21 protein-coding genes are annotated in these 18,273 nt (G+C 61.3%); 8 read left to right on the plus strand and 13 right to left on the minus strand.

What is annotated here, in order from left to right; genetic code table 11:
• Positions 1 to 25 precede the first annotated feature (25 nt).
• A complete protein-coding gene (locus tag ACZ5WT_RS01575; protein WP_464285633.1) occupies positions 26 to 424 on the plus strand; it encodes a GFA family protein in 399 nt (132 codons plus the stop codon).
• A 91-nt stretch (positions 425 to 515) separates the two neighbouring features.
• Here the strand turns inward: ACZ5WT_RS01575 and ACZ5WT_RS01580 are convergent, their stop codons facing one another.
• The 5 genes from ACZ5WT_RS01580 to petA all read right to left on the minus strand — a co-directional run bounded on the left by ACZ5WT_RS01580 (position 516) and on the right by petA (position 4,072).
• Complete coding sequence (locus tag ACZ5WT_RS01580) at positions 516 to 1,049, minus strand: adenine phosphoribosyltransferase (RefSeq protein WP_464285634.1); 534 nt, start codon at positions 1,047 to 1,049, stop codon at positions 516 to 518.
• Between the two features lie 37 nt (positions 1,050 to 1,086).
• Positions 1,087 to 1,281, minus strand: coding sequence for a hypothetical protein (locus ACZ5WT_RS01585; RefSeq protein ID WP_464285635.1), 195 nt, complete (start codon positions 1,279 to 1,281; stop codon positions 1,087 to 1,089).
• 138 nt (positions 1,282 to 1,419) lie between these two features.
• Positions 1,420 to 2,265, minus strand: a complete 846-nt coding sequence (locus ACZ5WT_RS01590) for a cytochrome c1 (protein WP_464285637.1) — start codon at positions 2,263 to 2,265, stop codon at positions 1,420 to 1,422.
• A gap of 17 nt (positions 2,266 to 2,282) precedes the next feature.
• Entirely contained in the window at positions 2,283 to 3,533 is a 1,251-nt protein-coding gene (locus tag ACZ5WT_RS01595) for a cytochrome b (RefSeq protein WP_464285638.1), read from the minus strand.
• 14 nt (positions 3,534 to 3,547) lie between these two features.
• Positions 3,548 to 4,072: a ubiquinol-cytochrome c reductase iron-sulfur subunit gene (petA, locus tag ACZ5WT_RS01600; RefSeq protein ID WP_464285639.1), complete on the minus strand. Its 525-nt coding sequence runs from the start codon at positions 4,070 to 4,072 to the stop codon at positions 3,548 to 3,550.
• A gap of 246 nt (positions 4,073 to 4,318) precedes the next feature.
• Here petA and ACZ5WT_RS01605 point away from each other — a divergent pair, with 246 nt between their 5' ends.
• The 4 genes from ACZ5WT_RS01605 (at position 4,319) to ACZ5WT_RS01620 (ending at position 7,074) form a co-directional block, all read left to right on the plus strand.
• Positions 4,319 to 4,789 (plus strand): tRNA (cytidine(34)-2'-O)-methyltransferase, encoded by a 471-nt coding sequence (locus ACZ5WT_RS01605; protein ID WP_464285640.1) that lies wholly within the window; start codon positions 4,319 to 4,321, stop codon positions 4,787 to 4,789.
• Positions 4,790 to 4,809: 20 nt separating this feature from the next.
• Complete coding sequence (hemF, locus tag ACZ5WT_RS01610) at positions 4,810 to 5,682, plus strand: oxygen-dependent coproporphyrinogen oxidase (protein WP_464285641.1); 873 nt, start codon at positions 4,810 to 4,812, stop codon at positions 5,680 to 5,682.
• Positions 5,683 to 5,692: 10 nt separating this feature from the next.
• Complete coding sequence (locus tag ACZ5WT_RS01615) at positions 5,693 to 6,829, plus strand: AAA family ATPase (RefSeq protein ID WP_464285642.1); 1,137 nt, start codon at positions 5,693 to 5,695, stop codon at positions 6,827 to 6,829.
• A 62-nt stretch (positions 6,830 to 6,891) separates the two neighbouring features.
• Positions 6,892 to 7,074, plus strand: a complete 183-nt coding sequence (locus ACZ5WT_RS01620; RefSeq protein WP_464285643.1) for a DUF1059 domain-containing protein — start codon at positions 6,892 to 6,894, stop codon at positions 7,072 to 7,074.
• A gap of 6 nt (positions 7,075 to 7,080) precedes the next feature.
• Here the strand turns inward: ACZ5WT_RS01620 and ACZ5WT_RS01625 are convergent, their stop codons facing one another.
• The 3 genes from ACZ5WT_RS01625 to ACZ5WT_RS01635 all read right to left on the minus strand — a co-directional run bounded on the left by ACZ5WT_RS01625 (position 7,081) and on the right by ACZ5WT_RS01635 (position 9,537).
• Complete coding sequence (locus ACZ5WT_RS01625) at positions 7,081 to 8,253, minus strand: CCA tRNA nucleotidyltransferase (protein ID WP_464285644.1); 1,173 nt, start codon at positions 8,251 to 8,253, stop codon at positions 7,081 to 7,083.
• Positions 8,250 to 8,876 (minus strand): CoA pyrophosphatase, encoded by a 627-nt coding sequence (locus tag ACZ5WT_RS01630; RefSeq protein ID WP_464285645.1) that lies wholly within the window; start codon positions 8,874 to 8,876, stop codon positions 8,250 to 8,252. Before ACZ5WT_RS01630 ends, ACZ5WT_RS01625 begins: the two co-directional genes overlap by 4 nt.
• 103 nt (positions 8,877 to 8,979) lie before the next feature.
• Complete coding sequence (locus ACZ5WT_RS01635) at positions 8,980 to 9,537, minus strand: GNAT family N-acetyltransferase (RefSeq protein WP_464285646.1); 558 nt, start codon at positions 9,535 to 9,537, stop codon at positions 8,980 to 8,982.
• A gap of 349 nt (positions 9,538 to 9,886) precedes the next feature.
• Here ACZ5WT_RS01635 and ACZ5WT_RS01640 point away from each other — a divergent pair, with 349 nt between their 5' ends.
• Entirely contained in the window at positions 9,887 to 10,849 is a 963-nt protein-coding gene (locus ACZ5WT_RS01640; RefSeq protein WP_464285647.1) for a glutathione S-transferase family protein, read from the plus strand.
• A 135-nt stretch (positions 10,850 to 10,984) separates the two neighbouring features.
• On the opposite strand, the gene ACZ5WT_RS01645 is transcribed toward ACZ5WT_RS01640, so the two are convergent.
• Positions 10,985 to 11,461 (minus strand): NUDIX domain-containing protein, encoded by a 477-nt coding sequence (locus ACZ5WT_RS01645; protein ID WP_464285648.1) that lies wholly within the window; start codon positions 11,459 to 11,461, stop codon positions 10,985 to 10,987.
• Positions 11,462 to 11,572: 111 nt separating this feature from the next.
• Between ACZ5WT_RS01645 and ACZ5WT_RS01650 the strand changes: the two genes are divergently transcribed.
• Complete coding sequence (locus ACZ5WT_RS01650; RefSeq protein WP_464285649.1) at positions 11,573 to 12,463, plus strand: metallophosphoesterase family protein; 891 nt, start codon at positions 11,573 to 11,575, stop codon at positions 12,461 to 12,463.
• A gap of 66 nt (positions 12,464 to 12,529) precedes the next feature.
• Here ACZ5WT_RS01650 and ACZ5WT_RS01655 read toward each other — a convergent pair whose 3' ends face one another.
• Positions 12,530 to 13,318 (minus strand): IclR family transcriptional regulator, encoded by a 789-nt coding sequence (locus ACZ5WT_RS01655; protein ID WP_464285650.1) that lies wholly within the window; start codon positions 13,316 to 13,318, stop codon positions 12,530 to 12,532.
• A 131-nt stretch (positions 13,319 to 13,449) separates the two neighbouring features.
• Between ACZ5WT_RS01655 and ACZ5WT_RS01660 the strand changes: the two genes are divergently transcribed.
• Entirely contained in the window at positions 13,450 to 14,517 is a 1,068-nt protein-coding gene (locus ACZ5WT_RS01660; protein WP_464285651.1) for a LacI family DNA-binding transcriptional regulator, read from the plus strand.
• 42 nt (positions 14,518 to 14,559) lie between these two features.
• On the opposite strand, the gene ACZ5WT_RS01665 is transcribed toward ACZ5WT_RS01660, so the two are convergent.
• From ACZ5WT_RS01665 to ACZ5WT_RS01675, 3 genes are read right to left on the minus strand one after another with little or no spacing between them, the layout of a single operon-like run.
• Complete coding sequence (locus tag ACZ5WT_RS01665) at positions 14,560 to 16,425, minus strand: ABC transporter ATP-binding protein (RefSeq protein WP_464285652.1); 1,866 nt, start codon at positions 16,423 to 16,425, stop codon at positions 14,560 to 14,562.
• 11 nt (positions 16,426 to 16,436) lie between these two features.
• Positions 16,437 to 17,321, minus strand: coding sequence for an ABC transporter permease (locus tag ACZ5WT_RS01670; RefSeq protein WP_464285653.1), 885 nt, complete (start codon positions 17,319 to 17,321; stop codon positions 16,437 to 16,439).
• Positions 17,321 to 18,256: an ABC transporter permease gene (locus tag ACZ5WT_RS01675; RefSeq protein ID WP_464285654.1), complete on the minus strand. Its 936-nt coding sequence runs from the start codon at positions 18,254 to 18,256 to the stop codon at positions 17,321 to 17,323. The genes ACZ5WT_RS01670 and ACZ5WT_RS01675 overlap by 1 nt, the downstream gene beginning before the upstream one ends.
• Positions 18,257 to 18,273: the final 17 nt, after the last annotated feature.

Here is an 18,273-nt window from a genome sequence, read left to right on the forward strand (position 1 = left end):
TGGATCCATAGCAAAGGAGCCCCTTATGTCCCTCATCGCAACCTGCCATTGCGGCGCGACGCGCATCGAACTGCCCCATCTGCCAACCAGCGCCAAGCAGTGCAATTGCACCTTCTGCGGCCGCACAGGCGCGGTATGGGGCTACTACGAGCAGGGGGAACTGAAGATCCTCGCCAATGAAGGGGAAAAGACCTACTCGGCCAGCGGCATGAACCTGCACCACTTCTGCGGCACTTGCGGCATGCAGACTTGGGGTGACTCGCCGAACTGGGCCTCGCTCTACAACAATGACGGCACCCCTAAGAACGGGGATCCCAATGCCATGCCCACCGAACGGACCTACGCGATCAACCTTCGGCTGATCGACGATTTCGATTGGTCCAGCGTGACCGTGGAACAGGTCGACGGCCGGCACAGCTGGTAGACCCCAGTTGATCGCTTGAGCCAGAAGCAAAAGAGGCCCGCGGAGATGTCCGCAGGCCTCCTTGTATGCAGGGCGATTGGGCCTTCTGCCCTTAGTGGCCTTCGAACGCGATCAACGAGTTGACCTCGACGCCCTCGGCCTCAAGTTTTGTCGCGCCGCCGAGGTCGGGCAGGTCGATGGCAAACGCAGCCTTGCCCACCGTCGCGCCAGTGCGGCGCAGCAGGCTGACGGCAGCAATGGCGGTGCCGCCCGTGGCGATCAGGTCGTCGACCAACAGCACGGTATCGCCGGCGTCCAGAACGTCGGCATGGATCTCGATCGTGTCGACGCCATATTCCAGCGCATAGTTCTGGCCAATGGTCTCGCCCGGCAGCTTGCCCTTCTTGCGGATCGGGATGAACCCGACACCCAGCGCGATGGCCACCCCCGCGCCGAAGATGAAACCACGCGCCTCGATGCCGGCGACGTGGGTGATGCCCTGCCCGCGATAGGCCTGTGCGATACGCTCGATGCTTTCCTTGAACCCCTCGGGGTGCTCGATCAGCGTAGTAATGTCACGAAACAGGATACCCTTCTTGGGATAGTCCGGAATCGTGCGCACGAGGGCCTTGAGGTCGAGCGACATGGCATACCTGTTCAACGGGATAGGGAATAAGTGAGTTTTAGCGCGAGCGCGGGCCAACCAGGTGACGCGCAATGACCCCGGCATTGTAGGCCGCGGTGCGCGTCAGGTTGATCGCGGTTTCCCGCGTCTTGGGGTTGGAAGCCACAGCATTGATTCCCGCCCGCACGGCCGGATGGCGGCTCATGGTGATGGCGGCGCCGACGACTGTTACTGCGATGCGGATGGCGGACATGTCGGCTCCCTCGGCGGGCAGTTGGCTTGGTTGGAATATTGCGGCCTCAGCGACGATTGGCAAGAGGTTGATCGAGATGTGACCGCAAAAGAAAAGGGCCCGCGAGGGGCCCTTTTCGGAACTTGGTCCGGAGAGCTCTTAGTGCTCGATGCCCTTCCAGATGCGGCGCTTGGTGGCATACATCAGACCGGCAAACACCAGCAGGAACGCCAGGACCTTGAAGCCCATTTCCTTGCGGCCAACCAGGTGAGGCTCAGCCATCCACATCATGAATGCGGAAACGTCGGTCGAATACTGCTCGACGGTCAGCGGAACCGGGGTCTCACCCTCGGCGGCAACGTAGTTCACCAGGCCGTCCTGAAGCGGAGGGCCCATGCCGATGGCATGGCCGGGGAAGTAGTCGTTGTAATACTTGCCAGCGGCAAGCTCGAACCCTTCCGGAGCGGTCTCGTGGTAGCCATTGAGAAGCGCGTGGATGTAGTCCGGACCGCCTTCAGAATAGCCGGTGAAGTAGTTGAACACCCAGTTCGGGAAGGCATCGGTCACGCCGCGGGCCTTGGCCAGCACCGAGAAGTCCGGCGGCAGCGCGCCGCCATTGGCGTCGCGAGCATCCTGCTCGGTCGCAAATGGCGAAGGCCAACGATCGGCTGCAACGCCCGGACGGCTGCCATTGGGAGCCGTGGGGTCTGCAATGGTGTACTCGGCAGCGAGAGCCTTGACCTGGTCGGCCGAGAAGCTCGGACCGCCCTCTTCGGCAAGATTGCGGAACGCAATCAGGCGGGCGCCATGGCAGCTGGAGCACACTTCGCGGAACACCTGGAAGCCGCGCTGCAGCTGGTTGGTGTCGTAGGTGCCGAAGATACCGGCAAAGCTCCAGCTCTGCTTCTGGATCGGCGCGCCGGCCTCGGCTGCCTGTGCGGCAACGCCGAACGACAGGCCGGAGACCAGGGCGACAGTGGCGAGGATCGTCTTGATATTAAACATAGTTCCTGCCCCTTCCATCACGCGTGCGACTTGCCGAGAACGCTCTCGGAAATGCTGGTCGGCAACAGCTTTGGCTTCTCGATACGGCCCAGGATCGGCAGAATGACGAGGAAGTGTGCGAAGTAATAGAAGGTGCAAACCTTGGCGAGGATGACGTAGATGCCTTCTGCCGGTGCTGCACCCAGATAGGTCAGCGCGACAAAGTTCACCACGAACAGCCAGTAGAACCACTTGAACATCGGGCGGAAATTGCCCGAACGAACCTTGGACGAGTCCAGCCACGGCAGAAAGAACAGGATCAGGATCGAGCCGCCGAAGAAGATCACGCCACCGAGCTTGGAGTCGATGAACAGGATGTTGAAGTCGATGGCACGCAGGATCGCGTAGAACGGCAGGAAGTACCATTCCGGAACGATGTGAGCCGGCGTCACCTGCGGGTTAAACTGAATGTAGTTGTCCGGGTGACCCAGGATGTCGGGCGCGAAGAAGGCGAACCACACGAACGGGATCAGGAACAGCACCATGCCGAACAGATCCTTCATGGTGTAGTACGGGTGGAACGGCAGGGTGTCGCGCTTTTCCTTAACTTCGACGCCGATCGGGTTGTTGTTGCCCGGAACGTGCAGCGCCCAGATATGCAGGGCCACGACGGCAGCAATCACGAACGGCAGCAGGTAGTGCAGCGAGAAGAAGCGGTTGAGCGTCGGATTGCCAACCGAGAAGCCGCCACGTAGCAGCTCAAGCAGCGGGGTACCGATGACGGGGATAGCCGCGAAGATGTTGGTGATCACGGTAGCGGCCCAGCCAGACATCTGGCCCCACGGCAGCACGTAGCCCATAAAGGCGGTTGCCATCATCAGCAGGAAGATCAGCACGCCCAGGATCCAGAGGATTTCGCGGGGGGCCTTGTAGGAGCCGAAATACATGCCACGGAAAATGTGGACATAGACGGCTGCGAAGAACATCGAGGCGCCCACAGCGTGGAACGACTGGATCATGCGGCCGCCGTTGACGTCGCGGCGGATGTGCTCGACGGAGTCGAAGGCAAGGCCGACGTTAGGGGTGTAGTGCATCGCCAGGATGACACCGGTGACGATCTGGATACCCAGGCACATCACCAGGATGGCGCCGAACGTCCACCAGTAATTGAGGTTCTTGGGAGTCGGGAAGTCCATCAGGTGCTCCTTGGAGAACCTGATGATCGGCAGGCGCTCGTCGAGCCACTTCTCGACGGCAGTCCCGGGCGTGTAAGTCGAATGTTCTGACATCGGAAGAGCCCCTACTAACCGATCTTGACCAGCGTATCGCTGAGGAATTCATAAGGCGGCAGCACCAGGTTGAGCGGTGCCGGACCCTTGCGGATGCGGCCGGCGCTATCATAGTGCGAGCCATGGCACGGGCAGAACCAGCCATCGAAGTCGCCGGCATTGCCCACGGGAACGCAGCCAAGATGGGTGCAGTTGGCGATCATGATCAGCCACTGTTCGTGGCCGGGCTTGGTGCGCTCTTCGTCGGTCGCCGGATCCTTGAGGTCGGTCAGCGGAACTGCCTTGGCCTCGTCAATCTCGGCCTGCGTGCGGTGACGCACGAAAACCGGCAGACCGCGCCACATGATGGTGACAGTCTGGCCTTCCGGGATCGCCGAAATGTCGACTTCGATACTGGCCAGGGCCAGGGTCGAAGCGTCAGGATTCATCTGGTTAATCAGCGGCCAAACCGTGGCGGCAGCGCCGACCGCGGCCACCGAGCCGGTTGCGACAAAGAGGAAATCCCGCCGTGTCGATGAGTGTTGATCTTGCGTGGCCAAGGTCTATATCCCCGTACAATCACATCAGACGCGACCGGTGGGGCAACCCGTTTTGCGATTAAGCAGAATCGGCAGCCGTCCACCCTCAAGCGGCCCGTCAGTTCGGGTTCTTTTTGCACTGTCACAGGAACTTGTCCAGTGCGCCCAAGAAGGACAATGAAGAAGTGAGGGCCTATAGGCAACAGATGTAGTCGACTACCGGCTCCCCCAGCAGCTAAATGCTTACAAATTCGATGGAAACTGCAATTGACGGTCGACCTCGCCCTTTATCAGCCCGACATCGCCAACAATACCGGCACGCTTATTCGGCTGGGTGCATGCCTCGGGACGACCATCCATCTGATCCATCCGACGGGCTTCCCCTTCTCCCCCAAAGCGCTGGCGCGGGCCGGCCTCGACTATGTCGACCATGCCAGCGTGCATGAGCATGTGAGCTGGACCGCGTTTGATGCCTGGCGCCGCGAGCAGGGCCGGCGCCTCGTCCTGCTGACCACGAAGTCGACCCATTCTGCCTATGCGACCGAGTATCTGCCGAACGACATCCTGATGGTTGGCCGCGAAAGCGTCGGCGTACCTGACGCCGTGGCAGAGGCCGCAGACCTGCGGGTGCGCATTCCAATGCGCGACGGTTTGCGCTCGATCAATGTCGCGCTGGCCGCAACGCTTATCCTCGGAGAGGCAAAAAGGCAGACTGACGGGTTTACAGAGTTCAAATGACGGTCCATTGCACTGACACCATGACACTTCCACATGACATTGAGGCCAAGCAGGCCACAGCCCAGGCCTGGTTCCGCACTTTGCGCGACCAGATTTTTGCAGCATTCGAGACGATTGAGGCCGAAGTGGTCGGCCCCAATAGCGACATGCCCCCCGGCAAGTTCGAGATCACCAAGTGGGATCGCGAAGCCGGCGGCGGCGGCGAAATGGGGATGCTGCACGGCCGCGTCTTCCAGAAGGCAGGCGTACACGTCTCCACCGTGCACGGGGAATTCTCCGAAGATTTCGCCAAGCAGATGCCGGGCACCGAGCAGGGGTCCAAGTTCTGGAGCTCGGGAATCTCGCTGATCGTGCACCCCTGGAACCCCAATGTTCCGGCCGTGCACATGAACACGCGCATGATTGTGACCGGCAAGCAGTGGTTCGGCGGCGGCGCCGACCTGACGCCGGTGCTCGATCGCCGCCGCACGCAGGAAGATGCGGACACAGTGGATTTCCACGCCGCCATGCGCGCAGCCTGTGACAACCGCCCGGGCGTCGACTACCAGCGCTACAAGGAGTGGTGCGACGACTACTTCTACCTGCCCCACCGCAAGGAACATCGCGGCACGGGCGGCATTTTCTATGACCAGCACAATTCGGGTGACTGGGACGCCGACTTCGACTTCACCAAGGCCGTCGGCCTGGCCTTTGCCGATATCTACCCAAAGCTGGTCCGCCGTAATTTCGAGTCCCTCTGGACCGATGATGACCGCCACGAACAGCTGGTCCGCCGCGGGCGGTATGTAGAGTTCAACTTGCTCTATGACCGTGGTACGACCTTCGGGCTGAAGACGGGCGGAAACGTCAACTCCATCCTCTCGTCCCTGCCACCGGAAGTGCGCTGGCCGTGAGGGGACAGTAATGGGACTGACCGAGATCCGCATTGCAGGCTATCGGTCAGTTCATTCCATCCAATTCCCGGTTCGCCAGCTATCGGTGCTCGTCGGCGCCAATGGCGTCGGCAAGACCAACCTTTATCGCGGACTGGAACTGGTGCGCGCCGCCGCTACCGGGGAGCTATCTCACAGCATTGCCCGCGAAGGCGGGCTGGGCTCGGTCATGTGGGCCGGCGAGCGCAAGGCCCACGAAGCCCCGCGAATGACCCTGCAGGTGAGCCTCGACGGCATCCTGTTTGGCGAGCGAGATGCCTTCGCGCCCACCTATGAGGTCGAAATCGGCTTCGGCGACGCCCGCTACGAGGCGGTGTTCGAACTCGAGCCGCAGATCAAATCCGAGAAACTGAGCTTTACCCAAGGCCGCCGGAACGTTGCCCTGCTCGAACGCAAGGGGGCGGCTGCCTGGTATCGCGATGACGCGGGCAATCGCCGCCAGCTCGAAGAGCCCCTTTTGGCCGGAGAAACGGCATTGGCCGCCCTGCGCGGAACGCTGCCCGAGCTCGACGCCGTGCGGCACACGCTTTCGGCCTGGCGCTTCTATCATGGTTTCCGCACCGATGCGGATGCGCCGCTGCGCAAACCAGCCCTGGCCATCACCGCGCCAATGCTGGATGCCGATGGCGGAAATCTGGCCGCCGTGTTCGCAACGCTGGCGCATATCAAGCAGGACACCGAGGACCTGCACGCTGCCATCGAGCACGCCTTTCCCGGCGCGCAGCTGTTCATTCCGCCGCCCGGCACGAATGCCAGCTTCACCATGAGCTTCCCCGACATGCCAAAGCGGCAGTTCGGCGCCAATGAACTCTCCGACGGCACCCTGCAATTTCTGGCGCTGATGGGGGCGCTGCTGGCCTATCGCCTACCGCCCCTGATCGCGCTCAACGAACCCGAAGCCAGTCTACACCCGCAATTGCTACCGGCTCTTGCCCGGATCATCGCCCTTGCTGCCCAGCGCAGTCAGGTTTGGGTGGTGACCCACTCGCAGGTACTGGCTGATGCCCTTGCCGGGGAGACCGGCGTGGTGCCGCGCACCGTCATTCGTCAGGACGGCGGCACATGGCTTGAGGGTCTGAGCCGGTTCGGTGAATTTGACGACGATTAGGGGCGGAACCGATTGCCCCGTCGCGGAGTTGTGCCTCGGCACACCATCGCGGGAGCTACGACATGAAGCGATTTGATTCCGGCACCCTCATCCCAGGTGCCCGCTGGCACGCCGAGGCAGAAACCGAAGCTGAAGTGGTCCGCCGCGCAGTGGAAAACCTGCGCAACATGCATGGCGAAACCGAGGTGCGCCCAGACATGATCGAGCGCATCAAGGAACGGATCGTCGACGTCCCCAAGCACTAGCCGGGTCTAGCTGCTCACCATGGCCAGCAAGGCGGGTTTGCCGAGGGCAAAGCCGCTATCGATCCACGCCCGTTCCATTCGCGCCAATTCCTGCCCCAGTCGCGGCCCCGGCTTGATGCCAAGGCCGACAAGGTCGTGCCCGGTAACCGGAAACTCGGGAACGTGGGTTGCGCCGAGCACCCGCGCCGCTTCGGAAAGGCGCGCCGTGCCCCAGCGGTCGCGCGCCGCGGCAACGGCCAGCCCTTCCACCGCCGCCTCGCCATGGCGATAGGCGGCCTCGCCGATCCGATCATCCTCGATCAGATCGGCGGCCCGCAGAATGTCTCGCGCGCTGGCTATGGTATGGTTGGAGATGCGCCAGTCCGTCTGGCGCGCCTCAAGTTCGGCCCCGGCCAGCAGCACCAGTCGCGCTTCCGGCAACTGTCCGCCAATGGCCTCGTAGGCGGTGAGAGACGTCAGGGCCTCGTCTGATAGCGGCAGGAGTCCGATCTCAGACATCTGGCTCAGGGTCACCGCAATTTTCGGCAAACCCAGCATGCGCATCATCTCGCCGCCAACCCGCTCACGGGACAGGTGGTCCAAATGCTCCACCGAGGACGCGCAAGCCGAGAGCCCCTTGGCGTCGAACTGCTGCCGGCCGTGGCTGGCTGTGAGACGGAAGAACCGATAGACCCGCAGCCCATCCTCAGCGATGCGGTGGGCAGCATCGCCGATGAAACGCACCACGCCGTCGCGGGCGTCCCCTGCTCCGTTGAGAGGATCGTAAAGCGTACCGTCGGCGGCGCAGTAGAGGGCGTTGAGAGTGAAATCGCGCCGCCTGGCATCTTCGGCCCAGTCGGTACCGAAGGCGACGACGGCGTGGCGGCCATCGGTCTCGACGTCGCGGCGGAGCGTGGTCACTTCTGCCAGCGTCTCGCCGAGCTTGAGTGTCACGGTGCCATGCTCGATGCCGGTGGGATAACTGGCAATACCCGCGGCCCCGGCCCGCGCGACGACCTCTTCGGGCAACAATTCGGTCGCCATGTCGATGTCGCCGCTATGCGGACGGCCCATGATTGTGTCGCGCACCACCCCGCCCACAGCGCGGGTCCGGCGTTTGTCGCCATCGAGGGCGGCGAAGATCGCTTGAATTTCGGGCAGCAGGCGCCAGGGAGCTTCGGCCAGCGGATCACCCGTCATGGCTGAGGCTCGCGCAAAGCGAGGTCGCGGAACTGGCGGGTGAGATTGGCGGTGATGCCCCAGATGCGATGACCATCATGATCGATCTGCCAGGTGCGATGCTCCTTGCCGTTCCGCTTGATGCTGAACCGGCCATAGGTTTCGGCAGCCAGGATACGTTGGAACGGCACCTCGAACACGGAATGCACCTCGGCAGGATTGGGGACAAACGGGCCGCTGGGCTCGACCAGCGCCACCACGGGCGTGATCAGATAGTTTGTGCCGGTGAAATAGGTGGGCATGTAGCCGATGACGCGCACATCCCTGCGCTCCATGCCGACTTCCTCATACGCCTCGCGCAGCGCCGCGGCGGCAACGTCGGCATCACTGGCATCAACCTTGCCGCCCGGAAACGCCACCTGCCCCGAATGCGCCCGCAGGTCGGGCGAGCGCTCGGTGTAAAGCACGGTATGGCCCTCAGGCCGCCGAATCAGCGCGATCAACACCGCCGCTGGCACCGGGGGACGATTGGGCGGCACTTCGGGGAGCCAGTCCGGCACCAGATCCCCAGCATGGGGCAAGGGCGGGGGAACGCTCAGCAGGCGCGAGGCAAGCGCAGCAATAATGGCATCGTCGGACGACAAGAAGGCACCGTGGATCATCTCGGGGAGCAGAAGCTTATCCAGCTTCGCTCCTCGTTACACCCCCCGCCATGCCCTGCGGTACGGCAGGGCGGTCAATTCTGACCTAGCCCTGCTGCCAGGCAGCGATGGGGCCTTTGATAGTGGTCGCCAGCGTCTTGTCGTCAGCCAGCAACAGAACGCGCGTCGGATCGACGGGGCCAGGGAACTCGATATTGTCTGGCGTGGTCGGCTCCCAGCCAAGAGGGCAATAATAGTCGCGGTCTCCCACCAGCATGACAAACTGGCCGTCGCCGCGCGCCAGGGCACGCTTGCTCACTTCGCGCGCCAGCAGCTTGCCCGCGCCGAGCTTGCGGAAGTTGGGATGGGTCGCCAACGGGCCCAGCATCCAGCCATTGATGCCGCCAATACTGATCGGGGTCATCCAGACCGAGCCGCATGGCTCGCCATCAACCTCTGCGACAAGGCTCAGGCTCGTATCAATCGGAAAGCGCTCGCGAATGCGGAATGCCGTACGCGCAAACCGGCCCGGGCCAAAGGCAATCGCCTGCAGGTCCTCGATGAACCCATCATCGGCAGGCGTGGCAGGACGAACATTGGGAACGCGAGGGGCCGGTGCGGAGACAGCAACAGTCGCAGCCGAAGGCGCAGAAGAAAGGCTCATGTCAGGTATCCAGAAGGGATGCGTAGGACAAACCCGGCGCTCACCAAAGAGCACCGATTCAAAAGACCGCTTACGGTCGTCGGGTTGCCAGCAAAACCTTCACCATCCTGGGCGCCTCCACGCCTGAAATCCGCTTAGCACCACCAGGGCCTCGCGTAAAACGAAAAGTCATGTCGCCACCTCCGAACTTCAAGAGCGTGTGCCGTCTGTGTTCAAAATACACGACGCTCCGTTGCGTAGGAGTCGCCTTATCACTGTCGCGGGTACGGCCTATCTAGCAGGCAAGCAAACCGACGCCGCGGATCAGACCCGCTCAAGACGTCGACAACATGACGGAAAGGGTTCGATCTTGGGACAATTGATCGACGGAAAGTGGTCCACTCAGTGGTACGACACCAAGAAGACTGGCGGTAAGTTCGAGCGGAGCCAGGCAGGCTTCCGCAACTGGGTTACCGCCGACGGTAGCCCGGGCCCCACCGGCTTGGGCGGCTTCAAGGCCGAAGCCGGTCGCTACCATCTATATGTATCGCTGGCCTGCCCCTGGGCACACCGCACTCTGATCTTCCGCAAGCTCAAGGGCCTCGAAGACCTGATCACGGTATCGGTGGTGGCATCCAGGATGGCTGACGAAACCGGCTGGACCTTCCGCACCGAGGAAGATTCCACCGGCGACACGCTGCTGGGCAAGGACCTGCTGTGGCAGGTCTATACTGAAGCGCAGCCCGACTATTCCGGTCGCGTGACGGTGCCGGTTCTGTGGGACAAGAAGACGGGCACGATCGTTTCGAACGAGAGCTCGGAAATCATCCGCATGTTCAACTCAGAATTCAACGCGTTGACCGGCAACACCGATGATTACTACCCGGAAGCCCTGCGCGGCGAGATCGATGCGATCAATGCACGCGTTTATGACGACATCAACAATGGGGTGTACAAGGCCGGCTTTGCCACTACCCAGGAGGCCTATGACGGCGCAGTCACCAAGCTGTTCGAAGCTCTCGACTGGACCGAGGACCTGCTGACCAGGAACACCTATCTGACCGGTGACACCATCACCGAGGCAGATTGGCGGCTGTTCACCACGCTGGTGCGCTTCGACGCGGTCTATGTCGGCCACTTCAAATGCAACCTGAAGCGCATTGCCGACTATCCGAACCTGTCGCGCTATCTCAAGGCGCTCTACGATGTGCCCGGCATCAAGGAAACGGTCAATCTCGACCACATCCGCACGCACTATTACTGGAGCCACATCACCATCAACCCGACCCGCATTATCCCAGTCGGCCCGGAACTTCCGTTTTTGACGCGGTAGTGACCGTGACACGCCCTCGTGGTTCGAGGCTCGCGAAGAGCTCGCACCTCACCATGAGGGCTACTCTTCGCCCAGTATCTCAGTAGCCTCATGGTGAGGTGCGCTTCTTCGGCGCCTCGAACCACGAGGCGTGGCTCAATACCCCCAAACGTCGCGCTTCGGCGCATTGTCGAAGTATTCGTCAATGCGCTGCGACGTGGCGGGGGTAACCTTGTCGGGCAATGCGTGGCGGTCGAACCAGCCGACTTCGGCAATCTCGTGGTCCGCCTTGCGCTCGAACACCTTCTCGAATGCCGTGGCGACATAGAACGCAACATGGTCGCGATCTGTCACCGGGCTCGAATTGTGATAGATGCCGAAAAGCTGCATCGGGCCAACCACGCGATAGCCGGTTTCTTCCAGCGTTTCGCGGGCCCCGGCCAGCTCCATGGTTTCGCCGGGGCTGACGCCTCCACCGGGGAACTGCCAGCCTGGGACATAGGTGTGGCGGATCAGCAGGACCTTGTCGCCATCCACCACCATCACCCGGGAGCCCAGCGTCATGCGGTGCCACAGCCCCTTGAGGGTCAGAAAAACCTTGGCGCGAAACCGCTGAAAGCCGTTCATCTGCATCGAAAGCACTCCTTGTGAGCCCACCGATAGCAGAGGTTTGATGACGACTAAATTGACGTCGAGGTCGATTGACCGTTTTCTTGCCCCTCCCCTTCTGGCATTACGCCCTCAATGATCACCTTAGCCCACATCTCCGACATCCACCTGTCCCCCATGCCCGAAGTAGGCTGGCGTGACCTAATCGGAAAACGCCTTACCGGCTATCTGAACTGGAAGCTGCGCCGCCATGACGAGCTCAACAGCGAAACGCTGTCGAGCCTTGTGGCGCATCTGAAGGCCCAGAATGCCGACTTCACGGCCGTTACCGGCGATCTGGTGAACTTGGCTCTGCTCCATGAGGTCGAGCGCGCTGGCGACTGGCTGCAGGCCCTCGGCCGCTCAGACAAGATCGCCGTCTGCCCCGGTAATCATGACGCCTATGTGCCCGGCGCACTGGAGTCCGCCCAGAACCTGTGGGGCGAGTACATGCAGGGGGAAACGCTCGACGATGCGCATTTCCCTTTTGTGCGACGCGTCGGCGATCTCGCCATCATTTCCTGCTCGAGCGCCGTGCCGACCCGCCCCTTCCTTGCCATCGGCAAGTTTGACGAAGCCCAGGCCGATCGACTGGCGCGCATTTTGCGGGTGATGGGCGAGGCCGGCTATTTCCGGACCGTGATGATCCACCATCCGCCCAATCCGGAACTGCAGCACCCTTCATTTGGCCTGAAGGGGCACAAGCTGTTCCGCCAGGTGATTGCCGAAAACGGCGCCGAGCTGATCCTGCACGGGCACACCCACCGCTCCTCGATCCACTCGATTCCGGGCAAGGGCAAGGAAGTGCCGGTGGTCGGCGTCGCCGCCGCCAGCGCCGCACAAGGCGGCACGCTGGACGACCCGGCGCGCTACAACCTGTTCCGCATCGAGCGCGCCGGCGACAGCTGGACCTGCACCATGCGCGAATATGGCTTCCAGCGCCTCGGCAACGAAATCGTCATGCGCCTGCAGATGCGGATCTGCTGAGCAGGGGCTAGGAGGACCAGCGTCCACCTGGCCCCTGTCACCCCGGATCGACGCCGTCGGCTCGCTTCAGGCGATGGCGGCTTGCCTAGTGTATCCCATTCTCCGCGAGAGGTCGGCGGCGGCCTTCGCAACGAGCGCGCCGAGGCCGCGCACGCGATCATCTGGGATACGGTCCGGCGTTCCGGATACTGAAATCGCGCACACCACTTCGAAGCGCCTGTCGAACACCGGGGCTGCCACGCACCGCAGACCGACGCGGAATTCCTCGTTGTCCACCGAGTAGCCGTCCGCGTGGAAGCGGGTCAGCTCGTCTTCTAAAACTAAAAAATTGGTTATTGTAGAGGGCGTGTTGGGGCGCATGCCACGCCGTCGGACAACGCCGCGAATGTCCTCGGGGGAGTAGCAGGCGAGTACGGCTTTACCCATTCCAGACGCGGTCATTGGCGTTCTCCCGCCGACCGTTGCAATGGAGCGAGTGATCTCGCGGCTCTGGATTTGTTCGAGCAGCACCATTTCATCGTTATCGACAATTCCGATGTTTGCCGTCTCGCGGGTCTGGTCTCGCAGGTGCCGCAGAATGGGCAGAGCGGCAGCGGCGAAATTGTGATCGCTGGAGAACGAGGTACCGATGGTGAAGGCGCCGATGCCGATGTGCCATAGGCTGTCGGCTTGCGAGAACTGCACAAAATGCCTCTGCTCGAGCGTGGTGAGAAGCCGGTGCACAGTGGTCAGCGACAGTCCGGTTTTCCGGGCTAGATCAGTCAGTCTCTGCCCTCGAGCCTCATCTCCGAGCACCTCCAAAAGCTTCATGGCCCTATCGACCGACTGCACACGGCCGTTGAGATCCTTCTCCATCCTCACGTTCCCTTCTGATCGGCCTCACTCCTCTTGTCGACACCGATCAAAGGGGATGGTAGCGCTGTCATTGAGGATGTCAAACGCTTTGGAGCTCTGCTATCCTTCCAAAACAACAAGTATCTGCAGCGATGGCCAAGAAAAGATCCGCATCCCGTCCCACTATTGCCGATGTCGCCGCACTCGCCGGGGTTGGCGCCATTACGGTGTCCCGGGCCCTTCGCGATCCAGCGAAAGTATCGTCCGCACTTCGCGAGAGCATCGACAAGGCAGTTCGACAGCTCAATTACATACCCAACCTCAATGCTCGTGCGCTGGCCTCGCGTCGCTCCGACGTTGTTGCAGTGCTGGTGCCTTCGCTGACCCAGAACATCTTTTCCGACGTTGTCCGAGGCATCTACGATGGCCTGTCTGATGCCACTTTGCGAATTGAGTTGGGCAATACCCGCTACGATCCGGCGATCGAAGAGCAATTGGTGACCCGGATTATCAGGCACCAGCCGGCCGCTGTCATCGTATCAGGCACCGAGCAGACCCCAACGACCCGCCGCATGCTCGAAGAGGCAGGGTGCCCGGTGGTCCAGATCATGGATTTGACCGACAACCCGATCCAGAAAATCATTGGCTTTTCGCACCGCGATGCCGGCCTTGCCATGACGCGGCACATGCTAGCAGCGGGATACCAACGCATTGCTTTCTTTGCTGGCTGGATGAACGCGCGCTCCCAGCATCGTTTCGAGGGCTATCGACAGGCGATGCAAGAAGCCGGCCGCTACGATGACGGACTGCTGCGCCAGGCGGGCAATGATGAATCCGAACTCTCCCGGTCCGGGCACGACAGGCAGCAGGAGTTCTCATCGACTATGATGGGCAAGCACTTGATGCTCGCGATGCTCGATGAGCGGCCTGACGTCGACGCCGTCTTTTGCAACAATGACGTCCTAGCACTGGGCGCACTCTTCGCCTGTCAGGAGAGAGGCATCAGCGTGCAAGGGCGTATGGGCATAGCTGGGTTCAACGACTTTGACTTCATGGCAGCCGCCTCCCCTGCCCTGAGCAGCATCCGAATTCACCGCTGGCGCTGCGGCTATGAAGCCATGCAGTCTGTCTGCCAGCAACTAGCTGGAGCTCCTATCGGGGAGCGGATCGTTGATCTTGGTTTTGAAATCATCGACCGCGCCAGCACTCAGCCCAGATGAAGATGGCCGTCGGGGCGACTAAAGCCCCCCCCCAACGAGCGGTCACATTTTCCATTCGCCTTCCCATTCCTGCACCACATGACCCGGAGTCACGGCCCGGTAAGTCCGCTTAGGTGGTTGGTAGGATGCAGGCCGGATTGGGCTCTTGATCTCGTCATTGGCGATTTTGCGGTTCTGCTTGCGGCGGGCGGGATCGGGGATCGGCACGGCAGCGATAAGCCGCTTGGTGTAGGGGTGCTGCGGATTGGCAAAAACCGCGCCGGCCGGTCCCATTTCGACGATTTCGCCCAAATACATCACCGCCACGCGATGGCTCATGCGTTCGACGACCGCCATGTCGTGTGAGATGAACAGATAGGAGAGTCCGAGTGTCTGTTGCAGGTCGAGAAGCAGGTTGACCACCTGGGCTTTGATCGAGACGTCGAGGCCCGACACGGACTCGTCGGCCACGATGACCGTCGGCTCCAGCGCGAGCGCCCGCGCAATACAGATTCGCTGCCGCTGCCCGCCAGAGAACTGCTGCGGATACCGTGTAGCAACGGCAGGATCGAGTCCCACCCGGCTCAGCAGGTCGGCAACCTTAGCCCGCGCCTGTTCGCGTGTCCCGAGCTTATGGGTGAGGTAGGGTTCGGCAATGGCTTCTCCGACCCGAATGCGCGGATTGAGGCTGGCGAACGGATCCTGAAAGATCATCTGTATGTTGCGTCGCATGTCGCGCATACGATGCTTGTCGAGCCCGATAATGTCGGTGCCATTGAGCACCACCTGCCCCGACTGCGGCTCGATCAGACGCATGATGGCACGACCGGTGGTGGACTTACCGCAACCGCTCTCCCCAACAAGCGACAGCGTCTCCCCCGCATGAAGCTCGAAGGAGACGTCTTCAACGGCATGGACGCGTCCGTGAACGCCACCGAAAAAGCCGCTCGACAGATCAAAGCGTTTGACGAGATTTCTAACCGAAAGGACGGGAGCTCCCGCCTGATTTACCGTATTGGGACGATCCTCTGGGATGCGCAGCACCCCGGTTTTGCGATCGATGACCGGGAAATGCTGCGGCTGGCCGATGCCCTCCATTGACCCGAGCCGCGGCACGGCGGCAATGAGGGTTTTGGTATAAGCATGCTTCGCACCGTCGAAGATTTTCTCGGTCGGAGCCTGCTCCAGTACCTCGCCGCCGAACATAACCACGGTTCTGTCGGCGATTTCTGCCACCACGCCCATGTCGTGAGTGATGAACAATACACCCATGCCCTCCTCCCGCTGCAGCTCCTTGATAAGCTGCAGGATTTGGGCCTGGATAGTGACGTCGAGGGCGGTCGTTGGTTCGTCGGCTATAAGCAGTTGCGGTTTGCAAGCCAGAGCCATGGCAATCATGACGCGCTGGCGCATACCGCCCGACAGGTTATGCGGTAGCTCCTTGGCACGGCTGCTCGCCGCCGGGATGCGGACGCGTTCCAGGAGTCGGACAGCCTCCGCTTCAGCCTCCGCGCCGGAGGCGAGGCCGTGTATGGCCAATGTCTCCGCGATCTGGCTGCCGACAGTGGCAAGGGGATTGAGGCTGGTGAGCGCCTCCTGGAAGATCATGCCCATTTGCCGCCCGCGGACGGTGCGTATTTCGGCTTCGCGCAGGGTCAGTAGTTCGCGGCCACAGAGCTTTACCGAGCCTTCGATGCGGCTGAACTCCGGCGCCAAGAGGCGCATGATCGAGAGCGCCGTTACGCTTTTGCCGGACCCAGACTCGCCGACAACGCAGAGCGTTTCCTGTGCTCCGATATCGAACGAAATGCCTTTGACGATCTGCGTCCAACCCTGTCCCGCCCGGAAGGCGGTCTTGAGATTCTGGACGCTGAGCACCGGTACGGCGGTTTGCGCGGAAGGAGCTGAATTGGTCATGGGCTGGTTCATTCTCGCCTCCCCTATTCGGACGTCGACGGATCGAGCGCATCGCGCACCGCATCGCCAACGAGGTTGAAGGAAAGCACTACGAGCGTGATAGCGGCGCCGGCACCGATAATCGGCCACGAAGAACCGAAGATGTTGTTCAGGCCATCGCGAATGATGTTTCCCCAACTCGGATTGGGCGCCTGTGTGCCGATCCCCAAAAAGCTCAAGGAAGCTTCGAGACGGATGGCGGAGGCCACCCAGAGCATCATCAGCACAACGATCGGAGCCATGATGTTGGGCAAGACGTGACGGAAGATGATGGCAGGTGTTCGAACACCCAAGGATATGGCCGCCTCGACGTAGGGCTCCTGCTTGACGGCCAGCGTCTGTGCACGCGCCACACGTGCAAAACCAGGCACAAAGGCGATGGTGATGACGACGATGACATTCCAGAAGCCGCCGCCCAGCACTGCCGCGATCATGATGGCGAGCAGCAGTTCGGGGAAAGCGAGGAGAAGATCAACGACACGGGAAATGAGCCGATCGACGATGCCGCCGAAATATCCAGCAATCACGCCCAGTGTCGTGCCGAGGATGGCAGCGCAGAAAGGCGCCGTCAGCCCGAAAATAAGCGAGTTGCGGGAGCCGTAAATCATTCGAGACAGCACGTCGCGACCAAACTGGTCAGTACCCAGCCAATTCTCCCAAGTCGGCCCACGGTTAATCTTGAGCATGGATTGGGTGAGCGGATCGTAGGGCGCGATGATCGGTGCGAAGATGGCCAGAAGGCACAGCAACGCAATTATGACGACGGCGACGATAGTACCAGGACGGCCCAGGATGATGCCGCGCAGAACGTGAAGACGGCTTTGCTCTGGCGCGAGATTTTCTACGGGAACTTCAGAAATTGTGGTCATCACTGCATCCGAATTCGAGGATCGACGATGATGTAAAGCAGGTCCATCAGCAGGTTGATGATGACCACGAACATAGCGAACACCACCACGCCACCCTGGATGACAGCATAGTCGCGTTCGGCAATGGCATTGATCAGCAACTTGCCAATGCCCGGACGGTTGAACACCATTTCGATGGCCACCGAGCCGGACAATGTCGCCAAGGTACTCAGACCAAGTCCCGTCGTCAGCGGCAGGAGGGCATTGCGCAGACCGTGACGATAAATCACGCGGCTTTCCTTGGCTCCCTTCGCACGAGCAGTGCGCACATAGTCCTTGCTCAACACTTCCAGCAGCGAGGTGCGTGTCAGTCGACCTATGAAGGCAGCCTTGACGAAGGCAAGGGTCAGCGCCGGTAGAAAGACGTGGTACATGCGACCCGCAAAGCCCTCGCCGCCCCCATTGATCGGAAACCAGCCAAGATTGAGCGAAAACGTGATCAGCAGCAGCGCGCCGAGATAAAAATCGGGGATGGCGTAACCGATGAGCGAGAAGCCGCGCACGGCGCTGTCAGGTAGCTTGTTGCGATTGGTGGCGGACAAGACGCCAAGCGGCACGCCCAGGATAAGGCCCATCAGCATCGCAACAACAGTCAACTCGATCGTGTACGGCAGGTTGTAGAGGATCAGGCCAACCACGTTCTGATTGCTCATCATCGAATTACCGAGATCGAGCGTCAGCACGCCCTTCACGAAGTTGATGAACTGCATCCACAGCGGTTCATTGAGCCCCATGCGCTCGCGGAACAACGCCAGTTGCTCAGGCGTCGCCATGTCGCCCAAAGCCGCAACTGCTGGATCACCCGGCAGAATACGCATGGCGATAAACACCAGGGCCAACACAAGAAATACCGTTGGAATGGCATCTGCCAGCCGCAACAAGAGGTATCGAGCCATATCTCCTCCCACGCCCT

Source organism: Devosia sp. T2-14 (assembly GCF_055397495.1).